A 15676-nucleotide genomic window follows, 5' to 3' on the forward strand; every position below is an offset into this window, starting at 1 on the left:
TTCCGCGCCGAAAACTATCCCGCCCACGGCCCCGAATAATCGGCATAGAGCTTTGCCGGATCGGGCCGTGGCCGCTCCGGTGCCGGCCCGCGGTAGGAGCCGATATGGACGAAGCCGACGACCCGCTCATGCGGCGCCAGACCGAGGATCGCCCTGCCCTCGGGCACGTCGGAATACCAGTTGCTGATCATGTTGGTGCCGTAGCCCAGCGCATTGGCGGCAAGCATCAGGTTCATCGCTGCCATGCCGCCGGACAGGAACATCTCCCATTGCGGGATCTTTGGATTTTCCCTGGGGATCGAGATCACGCCGATGACCAGCGGCGCGCGTGAAAAGCGCGCCAATTCCTGGTTGCGGCGGCCTTCCGGCAGAGGCCCTTCGCGCTGTTCGGCAAGTGCCGCCAGCTTCTTGCCGATCTCGATGCGAGCCTTGCCGCGATACAGGATGAAACGCCAGGGCTCCAGCCGGCCATGGTCCGGCACCCGCGAGGCTGCGGCGATCATCGTCGCGATCTCCGCATCGCTCGGTGCCGGTTCTTTCAAATCCGGGATCGGCGCGGAATTTCGGGTCAGCAGAAGATCGATGATCGGCGACGCCATGGGCGCAAGTCTCCTGGAATTTGAGCTGAAGCGCACCATCGGGACATCGGGCGGCTTGGGCATTGGCGCGGCGCGCCGGACAAAGAGCCCTGTAGCAGAAGCCAACCGGACTCTTAAGCCTTGAAATTGCCACCGCCTTGGGCTTCAACGCAAGGCATGTTTGAGGGGACATTGCGTCTTTTCCTGATATCGCTCGCTGCCGCACTGTTGATGGTGCCGGTTTCGCTCGCCGTCGCCCAGGATGTGGACGGCCTCGGCGAGCTGAAACTTCCCGGAATTTCGGGCTATGCGCCTCCGAAAAGCGAGACATCGCTGGCGTTGGGGAGCAGCGGGCCAATCACGCTGTCGGCGCAATTGACCGACAAAGGCGCCGACATCACGCGCGGCATCGTCTGGCGCGTCTTCAAGCCCGAATCGGCCAGCGACGGCAAGCTGCCGATGGTCGCCTCGGCTCATGGCGGCACCGCCGTATTCCAGCTCGAGCCGGGTTCGTATCTGGTCCACGCCTCCTACGGGCGTGCCGGCGCCACCAAGCGCATCACCGTCGGCAAGGAAGCCAAGCGTGAGAGCCTCGTGCTCGATGCCGGCGGCCTCAAGCTCGATGCCGTGCTGTCGGGCGGGGTGCGCATACCGCCGAAGAAGCTGCGCTTCTCGATCTATGAGAGCCACGCCGCGGCCGATGGCGATCGCGCCCTGATCATACCCGATGTCGAGCCGAACAGCGTCGTGCGGCTCAATGCCGGCACCTACCATGTCGTGTCGACCTATGGTGCGGTGAACGCGGTCATCCGCTCCGACATCCGCGTCGAGGCCGGCAAGCTCACCGAAGCGACGGTCGAGCACCGTGCCGCCGAGATGACCATGAAGCTGGTGCGCGAGCCTGGCGGCGAGGCAATCGCCGACACCTCCTGGTCGCTGCTCAACGAATCCGGCGATCCGATCAAGGAAACCGTCGGCGCCTTTGCCTCGATGGTGCTGGCCGAGGGCGACTACACCATCATCGCCAAGAACCGCGACCGCATCTACCAGAAGGATTTTACGGTGGTGGCCGGGCACAACCAGGATATCGAGGTCCTGGCCACCGAGGCTTCGGCCATCGATTCCGAGGAAAGCGCCGACTGAGCGCTGCCTGTCTAAGCTGCCTTGCGCATGCGTTGCGCCAACAACTGCGCGCGGCGTGACGGGCACATGAAAAATGGCGGTGGATCGCTCCACCGCCATTCATTGCAGGTCGGCTGGTTCAGGCCGCGCGGCGCTTGCGGTCGGGTGTCACCGCCTCGTCGGCAAGCAGCTTTACGGCGGCTGCGAGGCCGAGCGATTCCTGGTCGCGCGACCCGAGACGGCGGACATTGACCGTTTCTTCCTCGGCCTCGCGCTTGCCACAGACAAGGATGACCGGGACCTTGGCCAGGCTGTGCTCACGGACCTTGTAGTTGATCTTCTCGTTGCGCAGGTCGGCTTCGGCGATCAGCCCGGCCGCTTTCAATTGCGCGACGACCTTTCGCGCGTAATCGTCGGCATCGGAAGTGATCGTCGCCACCACCACCTGCAGCGGTGCGAACCAGAGCGGGAAATGGCCGGAATAATTCTCGATCAGGATGCCGAGAAAACGCTCCATTGAGCCGCAGATGGCGCGATGCACCATCACCGGCTGCTTCTTTTCCGAATCCGAGCCGATATAAAAGGCGCCGAACCGTTCCGGCAGGTTGAAATCAACCTGCGTCGTGCCGCATTGCCAGTCGCGGCCGATGGCGTCCTTCAGCACATATTCGAACTTCGGCCCGTAGAACGTGCCCTCACCCGGATTGACGCCCGTCTTGATCCGGTTGCCCGACCGCGCCGCGATCTTGTCGAGCACGTCCTGCAGCACGCCCTCGGCATGATCCCACATCGCGTCGGTGCCGACCCGTTTTTCGGGACGGGTCGCCAGCTTGACGGTGATTTCGTCGAAGCCGAAATCGGCATAGGTCGACAGGATCAGGTCATTGATCTTGATGCACTCGTCGGCGAGCTGTTCCTCGGTACAGAAGATGTGGGCATCGTCCTGGGTAAAGCCGCGCACGCGCATTAGCCCGTGCAGCGCGCCGGACGGCTCATAGCGATGCACATTGCCGAATTCCGCAAGTTTTACCGGCAGATCGCGGTAGGACTTCAGCCCGTGCTTGAAGATTTGGACGTGGCCGGGGCAGTTCATCGGCTTCAGCGCAAACACCCGGTCGTCGTCTGTGTCGTCGCCAGCAACAGTCACCTTGAACATGTTGTCCCGGTACCAGCCCCAGTGGCCTGACGTCTCCCACAGGCTCTTGTCGAGCACCTGCGGCGCGTTGACCTCCTGATAGCCCTGCTCGTCGAGGCGGCGACGCATGTAATTGACCAGGTTCTGGAACATCCTCCAGCCCTTGGCGTGCCAGAACACGACCCCGGGGCCTTCCTCCTGGAAGTGGAACAGGTCCATCTCACGGCCGAGCTTCCTGTGGTCGCGCTTGTCGGCCTCCTCCAGCATCGTCTGGTAGGCTTCGAGCTGCGCCTGGTCGGCCCAGGCCGTGCCGTAGATGCGGGTCAGCATCGGATTGTTGCTGTCGCCGCGCCAATAGGCGCCGGCGACCTTCATCAGCTTGAAGGCATTGCCGATCTGGCCGGTCGAGGCCATATGCGGGCCGCGGCAAAGGTCGAACCAGTCGCCCTGTGCATAGATCTTGAGGTCCTGATCCTCGGCGATGGCGTCGATCAGCTCCAGCTTGTAGCGCTCCCCCTTGTCGGCAAAGATCCTTTTCGCCTTTTCGCGCGACCAAACCTCTTTGGTGAACGGCTTGTTGCGCGCAATGATCTCGCGCATCTTCTTCTCGATCACCGGGAAATCGTCGGGCGTGAACGGCTCGTTGCGGGCGAAGTCGTAGTAGAATCCGTTTTCGATCACCGGCCCGATGGTCACCTGCGTTCCCGGCCAAAGTTCCTGCACGGCTTCGGCCAGCACATGCGCCGCATCATGGCGGATGAGCTCCAGCGCGCGCGGGTCCTCGCGGGTGATGATCTCGACCTTGCCAGACTTGCCGATCGGGTCAGAAAGGTCGCGCAGCGTGCCGTCGATCGAGTAGGCGACGGCCTTTTTGGCCAGCGACTTCGAGATCGATTCCGCCAGGCCGGCGCCGGTCATCGCCGCGTCGTAGTCGCGGACGGAGCCATCGGGAAATGTCAGGGAAACGGAATTCAACATGAGCTTCTCCTATCCAGTCCCACAAACGAGCGCGGGTGGTGAAATGCATGTCGCCCAAAACTGCCTAGCGGTTTTGAGGCTACGACATGCATCAGTAAGAGCCGGATGCGTCCGGCGGCGAGCGGTCTTTTATGGACAGTTTTCGGCGCCGTAAAGCCGGATGTAGGTCACCTCAGGAGATTCGGCAGCTCTTTCAGGAACATCGCCCGCGTCTTGAGCCCCTTTGGCGTGTCGGAACGTTTCGTGTCGACTACCAGGCGGGCAAAGACGATCTTGCGAGCATCGGTCTTCGCCCAGCCGACAAACCAGCCAAGCGAGCGCTTGTCGGCGCTGTCGCCGAGCCTGGTCGTTCCGGTCTTGCCCTGCACCGTCCAGCCGCCCGACCGGAAGGTCGGGACAATCGCGTTGGTCATCGCATGCGCCTTGTCCGAGACCGGCAGTTTCCGCGCCAGCAGCTTGCGCAGGAAATCGACCTGCTCGACCGGCGATATCTCGAGCGAAGAATTCACCCAGGAACGGGTGAGGCCGTCATTCTTGCCAGGATTGCCGGAGACGTCGGTGTTGCCATAGTCCAATCTGGACACATAGCCGGCAAACTGTTTGCTGCCGAGCCGGCGCGTGACCTCGCGTGAGAACCAAAGGACCGAATCCTTTTCCCAGATCGTCGGGTCGACGGTCTTGCGGTCCCGTTTCGGCGCGTTGAACTCCGCTTTGTACTCCCAGCTCGGCGTGTGCTCGTCGCTCAGGATTCCGGCGTCATAGCCGATCAGCGCCAGCGGAACCTTGAATGTCGAGGCGGGGCTGAAGCGCTGGTTGCAGGTCCCTTGGCGATACAGCGTCTCGCCGCTTGCGGCGTCGACGATCAGCGTGCATTCGACGTCCGCGAGCGGCGCCGACTGCGCACGGATCGGAAAACCCAACAGCCACGCCAGGACATAGAGAACCACGGCGAAAACGAAGGGAAGACGATCTATCCGGCGCATTTGGTAATCTCCTGAAGGGTATCAGGAGCGGCTTAGCGAGGCGTCTTGTCTCGATTTTGTCTCAAATGCGCTATGTCCGCGCAAGCTGCGGTTAACCCTACCAGATCGTAAAAGCGGTCCGGTTGTGCACCGAAGAGTTGCGGTCAACTGTCCAGGTCGCCACGTTTTTTCCCGATCCGCCAGTACCGCCAGGGCGTGAACCAACGGTAGCGATCAGCCAAGATCTCCGGCACGCGGTCGATGCCGTGCGTGCCAAACGGCCCGCAGCGCAGCACCCGGAAAAACCCCATCCAGCCACCGGCCCACAGCCCATGCCGGGCGATCGCCTCGTGCGTATATTCGGAACAGGTCGGCAAATGCCGGCAGGAATTGCCGACGAAGCCGGACAGCGTCAGCTGGTAGAGCCGGACGAGCGACGTGCCGAGGAGGCGGCCTGGCGTCTTGCGCCACGGACCGGGCCAATTGCGTCCTTGTCGAATCGGCCTGGCGCCGTGCGCATGCCCATGTTGGCCGACCACCGCAGTCTCCACATCACGTTTCCCTACACGATAGATGTGCGCATCGGGCCAGGAACGCAATGCCGTCGGCAATCCCGTCATGGCCTCGTAGGGCGGACCGGGTAGCGGTCGGGCGTCAGTTTCCGACATAGGGCGATCCCGGTCGGCGGCCTCTCCTCGCGCCGATCCCTACGTGGTTTCTCGTCGCGCCACTGAAACGTCGCGATCCGCAAGACATCGCCCAGAATGTTGAGAAACTGGATCATCGCAGCACTCCTTGAGCACCGATTAGAGCGCCGCTGGCCTTGCTCTTCAAACGAGTATAACGTCCACGTCAGATAACTCTGAGTTATGCGAATGAAGCGCGGACACCTGCCCCTGACGGCTCTCAGAAGCTTCGAAGCAGCCGGTCGTCACCTGAGCTTCAGCCGTGCGGCCGGGGAGCTTTATGTTTCGCAGGCGGCGATCAGCCGGCAGATCCGCGAGCTCGAAGCCTTCCTGCGCCAACCTTTGTTCTTCCGCCATCATCGCCGCGTCGAGTTGACCGACACCGGCCGGCGGCTGCTCGACCAGTTGGTCAGAAGTTTCGAGGGCATCGACAGGCTGCTTTCGGAATTGACGGCGGCCCCGACGCAGTCCGTGGTCCGTGTCAGCGTCGAGCCGTCACTTGCATCCGTATGGCTGGTGCCGCGGCTCAACCGCTTTCGCGAGTTGCGACCCGATATCGACGTTCCCCTTGAGGTCGACCCGAGGTTGATAGAGTTTCGCAGCGATCAGCCCGAACTTGCCCTGCGCTTCAGTGCGCACGCCACCTCATGGCCACGCAGCGAAGCCGAACAACTTGCCGCGGTCGTCGATTCACCAGTTCTGTCGCCGGCACTTCTTGCATCCGGCCCAGCTCTGGAAAAGCCGATCGACCTTGGTCGCTATACATTGTTGCACGAAGAAAACCGCCAGGCTTGGGCGCGTTGGTTCGAAGCGGCGGGCGTCACGGCTGATGCCGTGCCTGCGCGTGGTCCGATGCTGGCGGATGCTTCGCTTTCGAAGCAGGCAGCCTTGCTTGGACATGGTGTCGCGCTCGGCGATCTTTTGCAGATCGGCGAAGAACTTGCGTCCGGCGCGCTGATCAAGCCTTTCGACATTGACGTCGCGTCGGGCGCCTATTGGCTAGTGGCCAGAAGGCTGAATGACCTTTCCGAGCCGGCCAGGGCTTTTGCCGACTGGGTCCGGGCGGAATTCGCCGAAAGCCGGCGTTTCCTTGCCGAGATCTAAGCCGCCTCTTCCGCCCGCTTCTTTTCGATCTGGCCGATCGCATCGACCACTGCGTCGAACGTCAGCATGGTCGAGGCGTGGCGCGCCTTATAGTCGCGCACCGGTTCCAGGTATTTCAGGTCGGCGAAGCGGCCTTCGGGCGGCGGGCCGTTTTCCTTCAGCATCTTCAACATCGTCTCGCGCACGCTGCGCAATTCTTCGGCGCTGGCGCCGACGACATGCTGCGCCATGATTGACGACGACGCCTGACCAAGCGCACAGGCCTTCACGTCATGCGCGAAATCGCTGACGACGCCATGATCCATCTTCAGATCGACGGTCACCGTCGAGCCGCACAGCTTGGAATGTGCTCGTGCGGTTGCGTCGGGCCGGTCGAGCCGGCCGATCCGTGCGATGTTTCCGGCAAAACCCAGAATTTTCGCATTGTAGACATCGTCGATCATATTTTTCCAATCCGTCGCCGCCCAGCGAACAGTCATTGCCGCTCTGGCGTCTTCCTTTCGCTCGGCACGAACATATATAATGGTGGTAGTCGGGTATCGACAAGGCGACCATAAACCTCGTCATACCCAATTCTGTTCACGCCACTTACGGGCTGGAAACCGGGCGAGTTTCTGACACCCGAAAGGTCGTGGTCCGTTCAACTCGTTCCTCCTGAGAGAGGAACTACGGGAGACGCCTTTATGGACGCCGTTATCAAGAAACTCATGCCGCGGTCCGCCTATATGGAAAAGCCGGTCACCGACCGGCCGAGCGAGGCCGAAGTCGAAGCCGCCGTGCGCACCTTGTTGCGCTGGACCGGCGACAATCCTGACCGCGAGGGCCTGATCGACACGCCGAAGCGCGTCACCAAGGCGTTCAGCGAAATGTTCAACGGCTATGATATGTGCCCAGCCGAGGAACTTGGCCGCACCTTCGAGGAAGTCGCCGGCTATGACGATCTCGTCCTCGTCAAGGACATATCCTTCCACTCGCATTGCGAGCATCACATGGTGCCGATCATCGGCAAGGCGCATGTCGGCTATCTGCCTGACGGCAAGGTTGTCGGCCTGTCCAAGATAGCCCGCGTCGTCGACATCTTCGCCCATCGCCTGCAGACCCAGGAAGCGATGACCGCGCAGATTGCCGGCGTCATCCAGGACGTGCTCAATCCGCGCGGCGTGGCCGTTATGCTTGAGGCCGAGCATATGTGCATGGCCATGCGCGGCATCCGCAAGCAGGGCTCCACCACGCTGACCTCAACCTTCACCGGCGTCTTCAAGGACACACCCGAAGAACAGGTCCGCTTCGTCACAATGGTGCGCGGCGGCAGGATCTGATCGGCCTGCCGGCTTCGCTAGATAAGGACCGGCGAATGTCGGCATTGGAATTCCCAAAAGCTCCAACAGACAAGAAGGCACTCGAAGAAGGCGCGGTCCTTTCGCCGCGCTTCGATGCTGCCGGCCTCGTCACTGTCGTGGTCACCGATGCCGAAGACGGCATGCTGCTGATGGTCGCGCATATGAATGCCAAGGCGCTGGCGCTGACGCTCGAGACCGGCATCGCGCACTACTGGTCGCGTTCGCGCAACGCGCTGTGGAAGAAGGGCGAGACCTCTGGCAATGTCCAGCAGGTCGTCGAGATGCTCACGGATTGTGACCAGGACGCGATATGGTTGCGCGTCAAAGTGCTGGGTCATGAAGCAACTTGTCACACCGGCCGACGTTCATGCTTTTATCGGACGGTGGGGCTGAGCGATGGCAAAGGGACGCTTGCCAGCGACGGCAGCAAGCCGCTGTTCGATGCGGAAAAAACCTATCAAAAGCCCAATACACCATCAATATGAACCATTCGCAGCACTTCAGCCACGTATATTCATGATTTCGATACGGCCCGCCTGTAGGATGACCGTGGGACAAGGGAGATTGTGATGCTCGACTGGGCGTCATTGCGCAACAGACCTGACGTTCGGGAGGCCAATGGCCTCTCCTCGGCCGCGGGCGCATCCGAAACCAAATCTCCGGGCAAAACGGGGATTTCGCTGGCATTGGGTGGCGGCTGTGCGCGCGGCTGGGCGCATATCGGCGTGCTGCGCGCGCTTGACGAAGCCGGCATCGAAGTGTCGATGATCGCCGGCACCTCGATCGGCGCGCTGGTCGGCGGCTGCTATGTTGCCGGCAAGCTCGACCAGCTGGAAGAATTCGCGCGCAGCCTGACCAGGCGGCGCATTTTTGGCCTTCTCGACCTCAATCTACGCGGCAGCGGCCTGTTCGGTGGCATGAAGCTCGATGCGCGGCTGCGCGAGCACATAGCCGGCATCCGCTTCGAGGACCTGCCAAAACCATTCGTCTGCGTCGCTGCGGAAATCCGCACCGGCCATGAGATCTGGCTGTCGAGCGGCTCGTTGAGCACCGCCATGCGCGCCTCCTACGCGCTGCCCGGCGTGTTCGAGCCGGTCGCCTGCAATGGGCGTGTGCTGGTTGACGGCGCCCTGGTCAATCCGGTGCCGGTCTCGGTCTGCCGTGCCTACGAGCAGCCGCTCGTAGTCGCGGTGAACCTTCACTACGATCTGTTCGGCCGCGCCGCGGTGATCAAGCACAGTGCCGGCGAGCTGGTCATTGAGAAAGACGCGCCGAGGGCGGGCCACGCCGATCCCGAACGCCAGTCGCGCGAGACGCGGCTCGGCATTACCGGCGTCATGGTCGAGGCCTTCAACATCATCCAGGACCGCATTTCGCGCGCCAGGCTGGCCGGTGACCCGCCGGACATATCGCTGCAGCCGAAGCTCAGCCATATCGGCCTGACCGAATTCCACCGCGCCGACGAAGCGATCCGTATCGGCTACCAGGCGACGATGGCGCAGATCGGCGACCTGACCCGGCTGCAGACCGTCCTCGCTTAGGCAGGGCGGCAGCGAGCTCTCAGGCAAGCGCCGCGTCGACGATACGAAATTGCACCGTGCGGTTGCCGTTCCAGTGGTTGCCCGACAGCGAGCCTGCGACATGCACCGGCTTGCCCCTATTCTTGAACAGGAATTCGCCGAGCGCAGTATCGACGGCGCGAAAGGCGATCGCCTGGATGCGGCCGCCGCTTTCCGACTGCAGGTCGGCGCGGATGTGGTTGCTGCCGACCGCCCGCGCATCGACAAGCCGATGACGCGGCAGCGCGAACACCGGCGCGACATGCCCTGCGCCGAACGGCCCTGCCCTCTCAAGCGCATCAAGCAGCGCGAGCGTCGCGCCCTCGGCGGCAAGGGCGCCGTCGATCGCCAGGCTCTCCTCGCCTTGCAGGCGGAACACATCCACAGCCGCGCGCTCTTCGAAGAAAGCCCTGAGTTCGCCGAGCTTCGCCCGTTCGACGGTGATGCCGGCCGCCATTCCGTGGCCGCCGCCCTTGACGATCAGCCCGGCATCGGCAGCCTCGCGCACCAGCCGGCCGAGGTCGAAGCCAGACACTGAACGGCCTGAACCGGTACCGACACCATTGGCGTTGAAGGCGATGGCAAATGCGGGCCGGCGCGCATGGTCCTTGAGCCGCGAGGCAAGCAGGCCGACAATGCCCGGGTGCCAGTTGCTGCTGGCTGTGACCACGATTGCCGGACCATTGCCGCCGGCAAGCTCGGCGTCGGCCTCTGAGCGCGCCGCGGCCAGCATCTCCTGCTCCATCGACTGCCGCTCCTGGTTGAGCCGATCCAGCGTCTCGGCGATGGTGCGGGCTTCGACCGGGTCGTCGGTTGCAAGCAGGCGGCTGCCAAGTGCTGCGTCGCCGATGCGCCCACCGGCGTTGATGCGCGGACCGATCAGAAAGGCGAGATGGAATGTGTTGATCGGCTCGCCTATACGTGAGACCCGCGCCAGCGCCGCCAGCCCTTCGTTTCTCTGCTGCCGCGCCATCTGCAGCCCCTTGACCACGAAGGCCCGGTTGACGCCGGTGAGCGGCACCACGTCGCAGACAGTGCCCAGCGCCACCAGGTCGAGCAGGCCAAGCAGGTCCGGCGGTGCGGCATCCGGCAGGCGGCCGCGCAGGATCTTCGCCGTCTGCACCAGGCAAAGGAAGACGACGCCTGCGGCACAGAGATGGCCTTGCCCGGAAAGGTCGTCCTCGCGATTTGGGTTGACGACCGCAGCAGCCGCCGGCAACAGCCCGCCGACCTGATGGTGATCGAGCACCACGACGTCGGCGCCGGCGGCCTTCGCGGCGTCGATGGAAGCAGCACTATTGGTGCCGCAATCGACGGTGACGATCAGCGTCGCGCCGCGCGAGACGAGTTCGCGCATCGCTTCCGGATTGGGGCCGTAACCCTCGAAGATGCGGTCCGGTATATAAATCTCCGACGGCACCGAGAAATGTGCGAGGAAGCGCTTGAGCAGCGCCGACGAGGCGGCGCCGTCGACATCGTAGTCGCCAAAGATCGCCACCTTTTCCCTGGCAACCACCGCCTGGGCGATGCGAGAGGCCGCCTTGTCCATGTCGGTCAGCGATGCCGGGTCGGGCAGCATGTTGCGGATGGTCGGATCCAGGAACCGCTCGGTCTGATCGGCGGTGACGCCGCGCCCGGCCAGCACGCGCGCCACGATGTCGGGCACGCCATAACCTTGCGCGATGGCGAGCGCGGCCATGTCCTGGCGCTCGGTCAGCCGGTGTTCCCAGGAAACGCCGGTGGCCGATTGCCTGACATCGAGGAAAAAGCGTCTTTCCCCCGTCACGTGACGCGCCGTCTGCAATTTGTCATTGCCCACAATATGCAACGGCTAACTGAGTCGAAATCAAAACTTTTCCAGATCCTGGTGCCTGGCCTTGATCTCGCGCACGGTCCGCGATGACGAGCGCAGCACGATCGTATGCGTGGTGATGAAATTGCGGCCGAACTTGACGCCGGCCAGCATGTTGCCGTCGGTGACGCCGGTCGCGCCAAACAGCACGTCGCCGCGTGCCATGTCTTGCGTGTGGTAGATCCGTTTGGGGTCGGAGATGCCCATCTTGGCGGCGCGCGCCAGCTTTTCCGGCGTGTCGAGCATCAACCTGCCCTGCATCTGGCCACCGGTGCAGCGCAAGGCGGCAGCTGCGAGCACGCCTTCCGGCGCACCTCCGGTGCCGAGATAGATGTCGATGCCGGTCTCGTCCGGATCGGTGGTGTGGATAACCCCGGCGACATCACCGTCGCCGATCAGACGGATTGCGGCTCCGGTCGCCCGCACGGCTTCGATCAACGCGCCATGGCGTGGCCGGTCGAGAATACAGGCGGTGATCTCCGCCACCGGCACGCCCTTGGCCCTGGCCAGGCTGGCGATGTTTTCGGCCGGCGAGGCATCGATGTCGATGATGCCGTCGGCATAGCCCGGGCCGATCGCGATCTTGTCCATATAGACGTCCGGCGCGAACAAAAGGCTGCCTTTTTCGGCAATGGCGATAACGGCCAATGCGTTGGGCAGGTTCTTGGCGCAGATCGTCGTGCCTTCGAGCGGATCGAGCGCGATGTCGACAGCCGGACCTTTGCCGGTACCGACCTCCTCGCCGATATAGAGCATCGGCGCCTCGTCGCGCTCGCCTTCGCCGATCACCACCGTGCCGTTGATGGCAAGACGGTTGAGCTCCTGCCGCATGGCATCGACCGCGACCTGGTCGGCCGCCTTCTCGTCGCCGCGTCCGCGCAATCTGGCGGCCGCGACCGCGGCGCGTTCCGTGACGCGCACCAATTCCATGGTCAGTATCCGGTCGAGGCCGGCGACAATGTTCTGGGCCACATTCATCGATGGACAATCCTCGTTGGCACTTTGTTTTTATGCATGTCGTTGTCCCGAAACCGCCGCACACTTTTGGGCGACATGCATTAGCCTCCCGCCAGAGACGCGCTTCTTGTGTCAAAGCCCCGTGACAACAGCAAGACCTGCGCTGGACCTTTTTGAAAGCGCAGCAATATCAATCGATTAAACGCAAAATGTGAGACTGCTATCCGGCCCGCTCGATGCGGATGACTTGCGGCTTGTCGGTCAGAAGGCTGTCCCTGGTGATGCCGTCGACGGCCTTGCGCACCGCCGCCTCGGTCGTCTCGTGGGTCACCAGGATGACGGTCTTCTGTGCCTCGGTTTCCGGCCCGGTGGCATGCTGGACGATCGACTCCAGCGAAATGTCGTTGTCGGCCATGCGCTTGGCTATTGCCGCGAAGACGCCGAGGCGGTCGTGCACGGTCAGCCGGATGAAATAGCCGCCGGCATGGCTGCGCATCTGCGCTTTCTTGTAAGGCTTCAGTTCCTTCGCCGGCCGGCCGAAGACCGGACCATGCTGGAAGCCAGGCCGGCTCTTGGCGATGTCGGCAATGTCGCCGATCACCGCCGACGCGGTGGCGTTACCGCCGGCGCCAGGGCCGGAAAGCAGCAATTCGCCGAGGATGTCGGTTTCTATCGCCACCGCATTGGTGACGCCGTGCACCTGCGCGATGACCGAGGCCGTCGGCACCATGGTCGGATGCACGCGCTGCTCGATGCCGCTTTCGGTGCGTTGGGCGACGCCAAGCAGCTTGATCCGGTAGCCGAGATCTCCGGCCGCGCGGATGTCGGCCTGGCTGATGTTGGAAATGCCTTCCATGTAGATATCGTTGGCGGCGATCCTAGTGCCGAAGGCAAGGCTGGTCAGGATCGACAGCTTGTGCGCGGTGTCGTGGCCCTCGATGTCGAAGGTCGGGTCGGCTTCGGCATAGCCCAGCCGTTGCGCATCCTTCAGGCAGGCATCAAAGGACAGGCCCTCGGCTTCCATGCGCGTCAGAATATAGTTGCAGGTACCGTTGAGGATCCCGAAAACGCGGGTCACCGAATTGCCGGCCATCGCCTCGCGCATTGTCTTGATAACCGGAATGCCGCCGGCCACCGCCGCTTCGTAATTGAGCAGCACGCCTTTCCTCTCGGCGATCTCGGCCAATGCCACCCCGTGCTTGGCAAGCAACGCCTTGTTTGCGGTGACGACATGTCGGCCGGCCTCGAGCGCCGCTTTGACGGACGAGCGTGACGGGCCTTCGTCGCCGCCGATCAGCTCGACGAAGACATCTATCTCGGCGGTCTGCGCCATCTTGACGGCGTCGTCGAACCACTGTGCTGTGCCAAGATCAATGCCGCGGTCGCGTTTGGGATCGCGGGCCGAAACCGCCGACACGACGATGTCGCGTCCGCACTGCCGCGTCAGTTCGGCCGCCTTGTCGCGCAGCACGCGGGCCACCGACGCACCGACGGTGCCGAGGCCGGCAATTCCAACACGCAACGCTTCAGTCATCGGAGAGTCTGTCCGCCAGCTAGAATTGATTTTCGACCGCAACCCGATAGTCGTCGTTTTCATCAGGCTTCCGGATCACGGTGACTATAGTCCCGGGCTGAAACTCCCACACTTCCGAGGCTGGTATGGGCTGGTCCAAGATGAGGTATGTGGTCGGACTAATTTGTTTTGCTTGCACCGGCCGCCAAACGGAAACCGACTCATTGACTAGCCTGACATAAACGACGGCTTGGACGTTCATGCTGGCAGGGTCGGTCATGGCTGTGACTGAACCACTCAGCGATGCGCGGCGAGCGGCACGACATTGTTTGGCTGCTTGGCGCTGGATGCGAGGAAGCGCTTGATGTTGCGCGCAGCTTGCCGGATCCGGTGCTCGTTTTCAACCAGCGCGATGCGCACGTGATCGTCGCCATGTTCGCCGAAGCCGACGCCCGGCGCCACCGCGACGTCGGCGTGCTCGATCAGGAGCTTGGAGAATTCGAGCGAGCCGAGGTGCTTGAACGGCTCCGGGATCGGCGCCCAGGCGAACATCGACGCCGCCGGTGCGGGAATGGTCCAGCCGGCACGGCTGAAGGCGTCGACCATGACATCGCGGCGTTTGCGGTAGACGTCGCGCACTTCGGCGATGTCGGCGCCGTCGCCGTTGAGTGCATGCGCCGCCGCCACCTGGATCGGCGTGAAGGCGCCGTAGTCGAGATAGGATTTCACCCGCGTCAGCGCCGAGATCAGCCGTTCATTGCCGACCGCAAAACCCATGCGCCAGCCCGGCATAGAAAAGGTCTTCGACATCGAGGTGAACTCGACCGCGACGTCTATGGCGCCCGGCACCTGCAGCACCGAAGGCGGCGGATTGCCGTCGAAATAGATCTCCGAATAGGCAAGATCCGACAGGATGATGATGTCGTTCTTCCTCGCGAAGGCCACCACTTCCTTGTAGAAATCGAGCGAAGCGACCAGTGCCGTCGGGTTGGACGGATAGTTGAGGATCAGTGCCAGCGGCTTCGGGATCGAATGGCGGATGCCGCGCTCCAGGGCCGGGATGAAGCCGTCGTCCGGCTCGACCTGCAGCGAGCGGATGACGCCGCCCGACATGATGAAGCCGAAGGCGTGAATCGGATAGGTCGGGTTGGGGCAAAGGATCACGTCGCCGGGGGCGGTGATCGCCTGCGCCATATTGGCAAAGCCCTCCTTCGAGCCGAGCGTCGCCACCACCTGGCTGTCCGGATCGAGCTTCACGCCGAAGCGGCGGGCATAATAGTTGGCCTGGGCACGGCGCAGGCCCGGAATGCCGCGCGACGACGAATAGCGGTGCGTGCGCGGATCGCGTACCACCTCGCAGAGTTTGTCGACGATGGCTTTGGGCGTCGGCAGGTCCGGATTGCCCATGCCAAGGTCGATGATGTCGGCGCCGCGCGAACGGGCGCTGGCCTTCAGCCGGTTGACCTGTTCGAAGACATAGGGCGGAAGCCGGCGGACCTTGTGAAATTCTTCCATGGCAGTTCCAGACAGTGAGGTTGCGGTCGCGCGTATAAGCCTATTTGCAATTAGGGTCGAGAGCGGGGTCGCATTTGCCTTCGATCTGCTTCAGCGCCTCGGCGCCGTGTTTTTTTGCGAGTTGGTCCAGCGCTGCCTGGTCCGCGACCTTGATGCCGCCGCCCTTCGCGGCCTGGCTCTGCTCCTCGGCCTTCAGTTGGGCGAGCTTGGCGTTCTTTTCCTCGTCGGTGAATTGCTCGGCCGCCACCTGCGGCCGGATATTCAGGTTCGGATAGGAACCGGTATCCTTCGCCCCGACAAGGCCGGTGGTGGGCGCCGCACCTTCTATGTTGCTGCTCGTGCAACCGGCCATCGCCAACATGACGAGCGCCATGC

Annotated in this window: 15 protein-coding genes; 5 read left to right on the forward strand and 10 right to left on the reverse strand. The window is 63.0% G+C overall.

All coding sequences use genetic code 11. The features are described 5' to 3' along the window. Positions 1-14: 14 nt before the first annotated feature. Positions 15-599, reverse strand: coding sequence for a nitroreductase family protein (locus tag NKH21_RS12100; protein WP_352667950.1), 585 nt, complete (start codon positions 597-599; stop codon positions 15-17). 156 nt (positions 600-755) lie between these two features. Between NKH21_RS12100 and NKH21_RS12105 the strand changes: the two genes are divergently transcribed. After that, positions 756-1721 carry an RgsD C-terminal domain-containing protein gene (locus NKH21_RS12105; protein WP_352865103.1) on the forward strand — a complete coding sequence of 322 codons (966 nt, stop codon included), beginning with the start codon at positions 756-758 and terminating at the stop codon, positions 1719-1721. A gap of 118 nt (positions 1722-1839) precedes the next feature. Here NKH21_RS12105 and thrS read toward each other — a convergent pair whose 3' ends face one another. From thrS to yidD, 3 genes are all read right to left on the reverse strand, one after another. After that, on the reverse strand, positions 1840-3813 hold the full coding sequence (thrS, locus tag NKH21_RS12110; RefSeq protein ID WP_352865106.1) for a threonine--tRNA ligase: 1974 nt from the start codon (positions 3811-3813) through the stop codon (positions 1840-1842). Positions 3814-3980: 167 nt separating this feature from the next. After that, positions 3981-4796 carry a class D beta-lactamase gene (gene blaOXA, locus NKH21_RS12115; protein WP_352865108.1) on the reverse strand — a complete coding sequence of 272 codons (816 nt, stop codon included), beginning with the start codon at positions 4794-4796 and terminating at the stop codon, positions 3981-3983. 143 nt (positions 4797-4939) lie between these two features. Continuing rightward, positions 4940-5314 (reverse strand): membrane protein insertion efficiency factor YidD, encoded by a 375-nt coding sequence (yidD, locus tag NKH21_RS12120; protein WP_352865141.1) that lies wholly within the window; start codon positions 5312-5314, stop codon positions 4940-4942. A 336-nt stretch (positions 5315-5650) separates the two neighbouring features. Between yidD and NKH21_RS12125 the strand changes: the two genes are divergently transcribed. Then, entirely contained in the window at positions 5651-6565 is a 915-nt protein-coding gene (locus NKH21_RS12125) for a LysR substrate-binding domain-containing protein (RefSeq protein WP_352865111.1), read from the forward strand. On the opposite strand, the gene NKH21_RS12130 is transcribed toward NKH21_RS12125, so the two are convergent. After that, positions 6562-7008 carry an iron-sulfur cluster assembly scaffold protein gene (locus NKH21_RS12130; RefSeq protein WP_352667962.1) on the reverse strand — a complete coding sequence of 149 codons (447 nt, stop codon included), beginning with the start codon at positions 7006-7008 and terminating at the stop codon, positions 6562-6564. The two genes, NKH21_RS12125 and NKH21_RS12130, sit on opposite strands and share 4 nt — an antisense overlap. 240 nt (positions 7009-7248) lie before the next feature. Here NKH21_RS12130 and folE point away from each other — a divergent pair, with 240 nt between their 5' ends. From folE to NKH21_RS12145, 3 genes are all read left to right on the forward strand, one after another. Then, positions 7249-7884: a GTP cyclohydrolase I FolE gene (gene folE / locus NKH21_RS12135; RefSeq protein ID WP_352466975.1), complete on the forward strand. Its 636-nt coding sequence runs from the start codon at positions 7249-7251 to the stop codon at positions 7882-7884. Between the two features lie 35 nt (positions 7885-7919). Beyond that, entirely contained in the window at positions 7920-8390 is a 471-nt protein-coding gene (hisI, locus tag NKH21_RS12140; protein ID WP_352865113.1) for a phosphoribosyl-AMP cyclohydrolase, read from the forward strand. An 84-nt stretch (positions 8391-8474) separates the two neighbouring features. Continuing rightward, a complete protein-coding gene (locus NKH21_RS12145; protein ID WP_352667965.1) occupies positions 8475-9446 on the forward strand; it encodes a patatin family protein in 972 nt (323 codons plus the stop codon). A 19-nt stretch (positions 9447-9465) separates the two neighbouring features. On the opposite strand, the gene recJ is transcribed toward NKH21_RS12145, so the two are convergent. The 5 genes from recJ to NKH21_RS12170 form a co-directional block, all read right to left on the reverse strand. Next, positions 9466-11250: a single-stranded-DNA-specific exonuclease RecJ gene (gene recJ, locus NKH21_RS12150; RefSeq protein ID WP_352865117.1), complete on the reverse strand. Its 1785-nt coding sequence runs from the start codon at positions 11248-11250 to the stop codon at positions 9466-9468. A 60-nt stretch (positions 11251-11310) separates the two neighbouring features. Further along, positions 11311-12294, reverse strand: a complete 984-nt coding sequence (glpX, locus tag NKH21_RS12155) for a class II fructose-bisphosphatase (protein WP_352865119.1) — start codon at positions 12292-12294, stop codon at positions 11311-11313. 199 nt (positions 12295-12493) lie between these two features. Further along, positions 12494-13807 (reverse strand): homoserine dehydrogenase, encoded by a 1314-nt coding sequence (locus tag NKH21_RS12160; RefSeq protein WP_352865122.1) that lies wholly within the window; start codon positions 13805-13807, stop codon positions 12494-12496. 276 nt (positions 13808-14083) lie between these two features. Next, positions 14084-15301, reverse strand: coding sequence for an LL-diaminopimelate aminotransferase (locus NKH21_RS12165; protein WP_023678886.1), 1218 nt, complete (start codon positions 15299-15301; stop codon positions 14084-14086). Positions 15302-15341: 40 nt separating this feature from the next. Next, positions 15342-15662: a hypothetical protein gene (locus NKH21_RS12170; protein WP_352865124.1), complete on the reverse strand. Its 321-nt coding sequence runs from the start codon at positions 15660-15662 to the stop codon at positions 15342-15344. Positions 15663-15676: the final 14 nt, after the last annotated feature.

It is taken from the genome of Mesorhizobium sp. M1329 (assembly GCF_040318035.1).
In the GTDB taxonomy this organism is placed as follows: Bacteria; Pseudomonadota; Alphaproteobacteria; order Rhizobiales; family Rhizobiaceae; genus Mesorhizobium.